The 8,901-nt window shown below is 59.4% G+C and carries 7 protein-coding genes and 1 pseudogene; all 8 read right to left on the reverse strand.

Annotated features, from left to right (window positions below):
- A pseudogene (locus Q0650_RS01065) lies at positions 1 to 1,523 on the reverse strand (hypothetical protein); the annotation flags it as partial.
- A 32-nt stretch (positions 1,524 to 1,555) separates the two neighbouring features.
- Positions 1,556 to 2,224 (reverse strand): hypothetical protein, encoded by a 669-nt coding sequence (locus tag Q0650_RS01070; RefSeq protein ID WP_298814937.1) that lies wholly within the window; start codon positions 2,222 to 2,224, stop codon positions 1,556 to 1,558.
- Between the two features lie 4 nt (positions 2,225 to 2,228).
- The gene (locus Q0650_RS01075; RefSeq protein ID WP_298814942.1) at positions 2,229 to 3,023 is read right to left on the reverse strand and encodes a DUF6754 domain-containing protein; all 795 of its coding nucleotides are present in this window, start codon (positions 3,021 to 3,023) and stop codon (positions 2,229 to 2,231) included.
- Between the two features lie 370 nt (positions 3,024 to 3,393).
- Positions 3,394 to 3,639: a hypothetical protein gene (locus tag Q0650_RS01080; RefSeq protein ID WP_298814946.1), complete on the reverse strand. Its 246-nt coding sequence runs from the start codon at positions 3,637 to 3,639 to the stop codon at positions 3,394 to 3,396.
- Complete coding sequence (locus tag Q0650_RS01085) at positions 3,605 to 4,084, reverse strand: SRPBCC family protein (protein ID WP_298814949.1); 480 nt, start codon at positions 4,082 to 4,084, stop codon at positions 3,605 to 3,607. The genes Q0650_RS01080 and Q0650_RS01085 overlap by 35 nt, the downstream gene beginning before the upstream one ends.
- A gap of 43 nt (positions 4,085 to 4,127) precedes the next feature.
- Positions 4,128 to 5,198 carry a 6-phosphofructokinase gene (locus Q0650_RS01090; protein ID WP_298814952.1) on the reverse strand — a complete coding sequence of 357 codons (1,071 nt, stop codon included), beginning with the start codon at positions 5,196 to 5,198 and terminating at the stop codon, positions 4,128 to 4,130.
- Positions 5,199 to 5,349: 151 nt separating this feature from the next.
- Positions 5,350 to 6,480 (reverse strand): E3 binding domain-containing protein, encoded by a 1,131-nt coding sequence (locus Q0650_RS01095; RefSeq protein ID WP_298814953.1) that lies wholly within the window; start codon positions 6,478 to 6,480, stop codon positions 5,350 to 5,352.
- Positions 6,481 to 6,562: 82 nt separating this feature from the next.
- Positions 6,563 to 8,901, reverse strand: a 2,339-nt coding sequence (gene recG / locus Q0650_RS01100; protein ID WP_298814954.1) for an ATP-dependent DNA helicase RecG, incomplete at its 5' end; no start/stop codon positions are given.

Genomic DNA, 8,901 nt, shown 5'->3' on the forward strand with positions numbered 1-8,901 from the left:
CTGCTCGCCGCTGGCGCTGACTGCAACCAATCCGGCGCTTCACCTCCCGCCGGGGCCTCTGCCTCTTGCAACCACGCCGGCACGTCACTGCTCGCCGCTGGCGCTGACTGCAACCAATCCGGCGCTTCACCTCCCGCCGGGGCCTCTGCCTCTTGCAACCACGCCGGCACGTCACTGCTCGCCGCTGGCGCTGACTGCAACCAATCCGGCGCTTCACCTCCCGCCGGGGCCTCTGCCTCTTGCAACCACGCCGGCACGTCGCTGCTCGCCGCTGGCGACGCTGCGGTTGCTGACAATGGCTCACGTTCTGAGTCGGCAGCTTCCCATGCGCTCAGATCACTGGCATCAGCTTCTCGCAGCCAGGTTGGAATATCACCTGTTGACGGAAGCGATGTCGATACCGGCTCTGGCAATACTGCTGCCTCATTCAACTGACGTTCTGCTTCCAGCAACCAATCCGGCACATTATCAATGTCGGGTGCAGGCGGCTGCTCAGTCACCTCCGGTTTATCGCTCAACGAGACCGGAAGATCGGTTGGAGGTGTATCGGCAGAGCGCAACGCCGCGTTGCTATCAGCCAGCAATGTTGGCGCATCGGGAGCAACTGGCGGCGTTGTCGTTGAGGGTGGCGCAATCAGGTCATCATCAAGCAACCAGGAAGGCAGGTCGAGACGCACTGAAGCAGATGCAGCCGGAGGTTCATCACCAGCAACATTCTGCAACCATGCCGGCAGATCAGGCTGAACAGGACGATCGGGTGGCACTTGATCCGCACCCCTCCACTCCGGCAAATTGGGCGCCACAACTGTCTCATCGTTTGTAGCTAAATCAGCCATCCAATCAGACTCAGAAGCAGAGACGGTTGGCGCAAGCGACTCCAGCTCTTTTAGCCAGCTATCAAGTGCCGGTTCATCTTTCGTCGCCGCAGACACAACCGGTTCATCAGGTAGCAACGACGACTCCGCTGGCGTCGCCGTAAAAGCCTGAGAAATCTCCTCTTCACTCAGTTCACGCAACCAATCTGGCACTCCGGTTTCCGGATCAAGCGGTGTCGGTTCTCGAGCAGCGGCGGCCTGTGACGATTCACTAACCTCTTCGTGGCCAATACTGCGCAGCCAGTCAGTTGGGCCGACCGGCCTTCGAATCCGTGAACTGGTCGTTGGAGGCTCCACCTGAGACTCACTATCGGATGGCTGACCACTCAGGCTCTGCAACCAACCTGTCGCGCCAAAGGTTGAGGGGCGATCAAAGGGAGCGGCTGACGAATCGTCACCAAGCCATGCTGCCGACTCAGGTTGAGCAAGCGGATCGGTGACTTCCGCCTGTAGCTCGGCGAGCCAATCAGGCACATCGGTTGATCCAGTTTCCGGTTCAGGCGATGTCAACCAGTCCGGCGGCGCTTCGACTGCCGGTGGCGGTGGTGGAGATATGCTATCGATACCGCGCAGCCATTCTGGCGTATCATCATCGGATGGTGGTGGCGGCAACGGCACATTTCGAAGCCATGGCGGTAAGTGTTCCATAGTGGCATTATCAGGCGCCGGCGCGGATCCACTCAGCGATCGGCATACGGCATATCAAAGCCAATGAGCAGACGCACACCAGCCACTAACGCACCAATTGCCGAACCGAGCAAAAGACCTCGCGCGCCAGCGGCAACAAGGTAATCGTTGAGCCATTGCACTGTCTGCCCGATCAGCGGGATGAGCGTCAGCGGAGGCAATTGAATAATCAACGCCAACAATGCTACCATCACCACAATCACTGCCTCGGTGCGTCCGCTGCGTAAAGCGCGCAACATAGCGCTCAGCGCAAAAAAGGCGAGCAATGCCAGCAAACTAGCGGCAAGCGGCTCGTAAACCAACCGAAAAACCGCGCGGATTGTCGGCGCCGCCAGGGTTGCTGGTAGCGACAACCCGGTTGCCGCGCGGGTCGGATAGAAGATCCCGGCTACAATCACAATCACCATACCGGTGATCAGCACAACGCTATACCCGGCGTCAGGCACGCGCGCGCGCAAGCGACTCACATGCGCGCGCAAGACACTCAACCCGCCGATGACAACAGCGATTGCCGTGATCAGCGCTGCCCACTGCACCAACACTGCCGCCAGTGTGGCGACGGCAGGACCGGCGCCGACAAAATCAAGCAGCACAATCAAGCCGCTGACACCGGCAATCAGCGCAGCAATTAACTGACGAGGATTGCGTAACGGAGACGACATGCACTCACCATCCCGGCAAGGCTGGCCATCCAAGCGCCGCGCGGATCAGGCCATATCCAAAAGCAAATATCAGTAACCAGATTATAGCAACACGCAAGGTGTCGTGCGTGCGCAGACGCGCTTGCGGCCCCGGCGCAGACGACAAATGTGCCTCTGCGGCAAAGATTTCTTCACCGATCAGCAGATGCGGTGTCGTCACTGCCATAACTGCCAGCGCCGAGGGATGGGTACTACCCAAAATCTGCGGCAATTGCTCTGTAACGCCCGTCTCGGTTGCCAGCAGCACCTCTTGACCGAAAGCGCCGATCATCGCGCTCGCCTCCAATGGCTCGCGGCGATACTGAGCTGCAACAGCCGCTGCATAAGCCATCGGGTCGGCGTGCGCCCACAACTCGATCTGACGGGGATCAAACGCTTGCGGTTGACCGGTGACGCGATACGCCTGCCGCGCGGCGCCACGGAGAGCCAGATGCGCGACGGCATCAGCCGAACTGATCTTGATGATTGATCCGCTAGCTGCGGCCTGTTCGCTCGCCTGGCGGACAACATTTAACCCGGCCAGCAATTCAGCGGTAGTAGCCCGCTGCCCTTCACCGGCTCCGATTGTACTGGCGCCTGGCGAGAGATGCACCGGACGACCCGTTTCGGCGCTACGCGCTAACGCTGCCTGCAATACGGTCAACGCCGGCAATGGCCGTCGTTCGGGCAAACGACCGGCGATGACCTGCGCGTGATGGAGCCAAACCAGAGCAATGACCACCGCAAGGGCAATGATGAAGAAGATTACCGGCAGAGTCATTAAAGATGCACCCTTCTTGCTGGCAGCGAGCAATCTTTTACAATCAGACCGTCAATTTTCTTTTGAGTGTAACCTACCAGATCGGCTTTGTCAATTGTTTAAGACACAAAAAAGCGTCAGGAAGCCCTACAACCATTCACACATAGCCGCTACACAACGCCGTATCTCGTTCGTGAGCACGGGATACGCCAGGGAGGCGGAGGTCTCCCAATTCCGCGGAAGATTGCTGCGCGTGGCATACAATGACCAAACCCCTGACATTAGCGCACTGACAGGGCAAACCCGGCTCACCGCCGGGAAAAGAGACCGGCTACCCTGCAACGCTCCGTATTGATCAACGAGTTGAGGCGCGAACATTGAGTGCTTCTGGCTAGCGACGTTGCTGCAAGCGCAGTAACAACAGATCGCGCAACGCCGGCCAGTGCGCCGGAGTTGTCAACGGTTCTATCAATCCAGCCAAGCGCGTGCCGCGCGTCAACGGCATCAGTACCTGGGCACCCTGGCTGCATACCACGTCGAGCGGGGCCAGTATTTGCAACATCAGAGCAGCCGGCACGCTCAGGCCGGCCTGTTCGATCCGATCAGCCAGTTGATGAAGGGGGTGAGACGACTCCATTTGGTGTCTGCTCTACAACACGGCGCAAAGCGTGCAAAAACTCCAGGGCCAGCTTCTCAAAGCGCTGACGTTGGGTTGCATCGATGATATGCGCAACCAGATCTGGCAATTCAAGCTGGTCGAGCCGTTCGATACGGTAACGACCATCCTCCAACGGGATCAACCGACAACGGTTGACACCCTGAAACGGCGGAAAACTGATCCGAAAACGAGTCGCCCGGCTTAAGGGAGTATAATCAATCACCTCCATCTCGGCATGCACGAACATACCGTGGAGCTTGAAGCGATAACCTGGTCGCGGGCGATCATGCGGCGGCAACTCGATCCGCACCCGTTCCAGTGATGGCATCCAGCGCGGCCAATTGCTAAAATCATCCAGCACAGCCAGCACCCGCTCCGGCGGCGCGGTGGTCACCGTCGTAGCGGCGATCTCATAACGAATCATCAGTGCGTCACCTCTTGCTCTGCTGCCGATAGCGAGGGCGGCATCAGAGTTCATCACCAAACACAATTCCCAAACTGCGCGCGCAGAGAACGAGATCGCTATGTGGTCGCACCCGGTTCAAATAGCCACAGGCCTCGGCCAACGGCACTGTGACAATATCCTGCCCGCGGAGCGCTACCATCTCACCGTAGATCCCGCGAGCGGCTGCCTGCACTGCGGCAGCCCCGTAACGGGTTGAGAGCAAGCGATCGTATGGCGAGGGTGAACCGCCGCGCTGCAAGTGACCCAGCACAACGACGCGCACATCCTTGCCGGTCAAATGCTCGAGCTGTTCGCCTACCCAATGTCCGATACCACCCAACCGACCATCAGCAATATACATCTCTTGCCCGCCGCGCGGTCGCGCGCCTTCGGCCACTACGATGATACTGAATGCGCTACCCTGCGCGTCGCGGGCATGCACTTTTTCGGCTACCCGTTCTATTGAAAACGGTATTTCTGGGATCAAGATGACATCGGCGCCGCCTGACAAACCGGCATGCAGCGCGATCCAACCGGTATGCCGACCCATAACCTCAAGCACCATTACCCGATTGTGACTGGCCGCAGTGGTATGCAGACGATCGATGGCATCGGTAGCCACCTGGAGCGCAGTATCGAAACCGAATGTGCGGTCGGTGCCGGCGAGATCGTTGTCAATGGTTTTTGGCACCCCAATAACCGGCGCGCCCAATTTGTGCAATTCGAGCGCAATGCGTTGCGTACCCTCGCCGCCGATCGTGATGAGCGCGCGCAGACCCATCTCTTCGATCGACTTCACCGCGCGCACATACGGATCAGCCTCGGAAAGCTCATCGCTGCGCCGCGGGCCGAAATGGCCTTTGTTCGTCGTGCGCAGGATCGTACCGCCACGCGGCAACAATCCCTGGACATCGGCGTTGGTCAGCACCCGATAGCTCTTCGTCCCCAGTAGACCCTCGAATCCATCGTGGATCCCGATCACTTCCCAACCCAGACTGGACGCCGACTTGACGACTGCACGGATGACAGCGTTGAGACCCGGCGCATCACCACCACTGGTGAGCACGCCGATCCGTTGCTTCTTACTCGCCATGGCTCACCCCCTCGGGTTTGTTGCCGTTCTAACTGTTTGCCTGCCTGACAACCAGATTATACCACCTGCAACTATAGCGTAGCGGTAAAATCGGGCGGTTTTTCGTAATTGTGAGGCAACCATGAGCGAGTGGATGGTTGCAATCTTATATTTAGTGGCAACCCGACAATACGCCAGATCCCGGCATAGCCAAGCCTAGCCGGCGACACAGATCGTTGAGAAAAGCCATCGCAGCCAGATGATCGAGAACGCGCGCATCGTAGCACAGGCTGAGATGAGCAACCGCTCCGACAACAATGGTTGTCTCATCGCGCGCAATCGGTTGCGGATGCGCGGCGCTCAGGGTCAAGGCCGCGGCTGTGCCCGGCAGCGGTGGCGCAATCTGCCACCAATCGTTCGCGGTGGTAATGGCACAGGTTGCCAGACGAAGATCCGCGTCAGCGCGCGTCAGTGCGCGCGCCACACCGCGCTCGGTCAGATCGCCAGCATCAGGAATCAGCGCCCAGCGCCCATCAGGCAAACCGGCAGCCACGTGGTAGCGATGCCGCACCACGAGGGCGCTATCCGTCCAGGTAGCGTTGAGCAACGGATGGCGCGGAAAGAGGGCTGCCGCCGCCGCAATCAGGGCGCTCAATGGAGTGGACTCGAGACCGCGCGCCGCAAACTCGGCGGCCTGCGCTGCGCGGTGTCGCAAGAGCGGTTGGACATCGATTGCAATGGTGGCGCTGGCCAGTGGGATCAGGTCGGTTAAGAACAGTTGAAGTCGGCTGGCGGTGGCAACGGCAGGTGTGGAGTCGCGATCCGATGCGATTGGATTCTCTGAAGGCAAAACCGGCGCTGCGGAATGAATGGGAGTCGCCTCAATCAGAGCAGATTCTGTGATCGCTTCCGGCGCCGGTTGTGACCTGCCGGGAATGGCGTCTGAACCGACTGCAGCCAGCACATCAGCTCTCCCGATACGACCGCCCGGCCCACTACCGGTTAGTGTGGTGAGGTCGACACCCAGCGCGGTCGCCAGCCGGCGTGCCAGCGGAGTCATTCGCATGCGGCGGGGCGCGTTACAATAAGCCAGGATCGTTCCTGCAACAACCTGCGCGCCGATCTCCACCAATGGCCCGGTCACTACCCCTTCGCATTGCGCCGGCAACACCCACTCAGCATCGCCAGCCAGAATGCGCACTACTGGCGTGGCAGGCGTTACTGTATCGCCAGCGGCAACCAACCACTCCAGCACTCTGGCCGCGCCGAACGCAAGCGGAAGGACGATTGTCTGTGTCGGCATGAGCAAGCTCCATCGCTTTAGATCCGGTTAGACTCACTATGCGACAAACGGCAAGAACATGATAGAACACGCAGACGCAACCTCATCCGGCCTGCATTGCCGCAGCCCAAAAAGCATCGACTTTCTGGCGCAACAGCTCGTGCTCAGGATGGGCCAGCTCTGGATCATCGTTTAGAATTGCCTCGGCCAACCGGCGCGCTTCAACCAACAGGCGGGTATCGCCTTGCTGCGCCATCTTCAAATCGGGTGTGCCGCTCTGGCGGGTGCCAAAAAATTCACCCGGCCCGCGCAATTGTAAATCGATTTCGGCCAGCTTAAATCCGTCAGTGGTCTGTTCAAGCGCTGCCAGGCGCTCTTGCGATTGCTGATTGTCGCTATCGCTCAGCAAAATGCAGTAGCTCTGATGGCTTCCGCGCCCGACTCTACCGCGAAACTGATGCAACTGGGCCAGTCCAAAACGCTCCGCGCCTTCGATCACAATTGTTGTCGCGTTAGGCACATCAATCCCGACCTCGATCACCGCTGTCGCCACGAGTATATCGTACTGGTGATCGCGAAATGCGCGCATCACTTCGTCTTTTTCACGGGCTGACAGCTTACCGTGCAACAGTGCCACCCGCAAGTCGGGGAAGACTTCGTGTTGCAAGCGCTCATACATCTCCTCTGCCGAAGGCAACGTGACGCGCTCACTCTCCTCAACCAGCGGACAAATCACGTAGACCTGCCGCCCTTCCGCCACCTGCTTGCGAATATGGCGATACACTTTATCGCGTTCGGCGCGACCGACACGCCGGGTACGAATCTCTTGCCGACCCGGTGGTCGCTCATCAAGCACCGAGACATCGAGATCGCCGTAGATGGTGAGCGTCAGTGTACGCGGGATGGGAGTGGCTGTCATCACCAGCATGTGCGGGTTGTGGCCTTTATTCTTCAGCCGCAACCGCTGCTCGACGCCGAACCGATGCTGCTCATCGACAACCACCAGTCCCAGACGATGAAACTGCACTGTCTCGGTAATCAGCGCGTGGGTACCTACGACCAAATCGATCTCACCGCGGGCAATCCCCTCCAGCACTCGCCGTCGTTCGCGCGTCCCCAGGCTGCCGGTGAGCAATGCTACCCGTACCCCCTGACCACCCATATCCTCATCAGGTGTCATGCCGAGAATTTGCGTGATCTCGGCCAGTTTCGCTGCCTCATCAGGGTCGAGCAATGATCGCCAGTCAGCCTGCTGATACCGCTCTGCCGTATCGGTGACGGTTGCCTTGCGCGGCACCCGCACTCGACTCAGCAATTGCTTGAGATTTCTGGCATGCTGTTCGGCCAGAATTTCGGTAGGCGCCATCAACGCGCCCTGCAATCCGTTGGCAACTGCCTGCAACAGCGCCGCGGCAGCCACGACGGTTTTACCGCTCCCAACATCACCCTGCAATAAACGAGCCATCGGCGAAGGGCGCTGCAAATCGGCAAAGATTTCGCTGATTGCCCGTTGCTGAGCGGCAGTCAATTGAAACGGTAACAACCGCTGCAATTCGGCGTGAACCTGCTGATCGATAATGAAAGGCAATCCCTGCTCTTGCTGCCAAAGCCGCTTGCGTTGCAACACGCCGAGCTGGATGAAGAGAAACTCGTCGAAACCAAGCCGGCGGCGGGCAGCAGCCAACTGATCAGGACTGGCAGGGAAGTGAATCTGAGCCAGCGCCTCGCCGAGCGACAACAGGTGTGCCTGTGCCCGCCGTTCCGGCGGTAGATGGTCGGGGACGCGCGGCGCGATTGCATCGACCACCTGCTTGATCAAGCGGCGGGCCTGATTTTCGTGGAGACCTTGCGTGAGTGGATGAATCGGCACCAGCCGACCGGTATGCAAGAGCGCGTCTGGATCGGGCGTATAACGCTCCCAACGCGGGCTGTTAAACTGGCGTTTGCCATTAAAAACCGTCACCTTACCACTCACGGCGATCATCTGACCGACTCGAATTTGCTGAGCGATCCAGCGCTGATTGAAGAAGATCGCTTCAATCGAGCCGGTCTCGTCGCTGACTTCAACCCGCACCCGCAACTTCGAGCCACTCCCCACCGAGCGCACATCGGTGACCTCACCGATCACCGTCTCTTCGGCGCCGACCTGCAACTCACTAATTGAGCGCCGACTGCTGACATCATCGTAACGGCGCGGAAAGTGGTAGAGGAGATCGCGGATCGTTACCACACCAAGTCGCCGAAAACCCGCAACCAGTCGCCAATCAACACCGGCAATCTGATCAAGCCGGGCATCGAGATCAAGTTCGGTCAAAGGATGCTTCAGCATTTGCGTCGCTTTGGATCGGGTCGATCGCGGGGTAGCGCGGCGTGGAGGATGAACCTGATCGGGCGCCGGCGATGGCGCTTCCGACGGAGACGATACCGGCGATGGCGCTTCCG

It is taken from the genome of uncultured Chloroflexus sp. (assembly GCF_937129525.1).
GTDB lineage: Bacteria > Chloroflexota > Chloroflexia > Chloroflexales > Chloroflexaceae > Chloroflexus.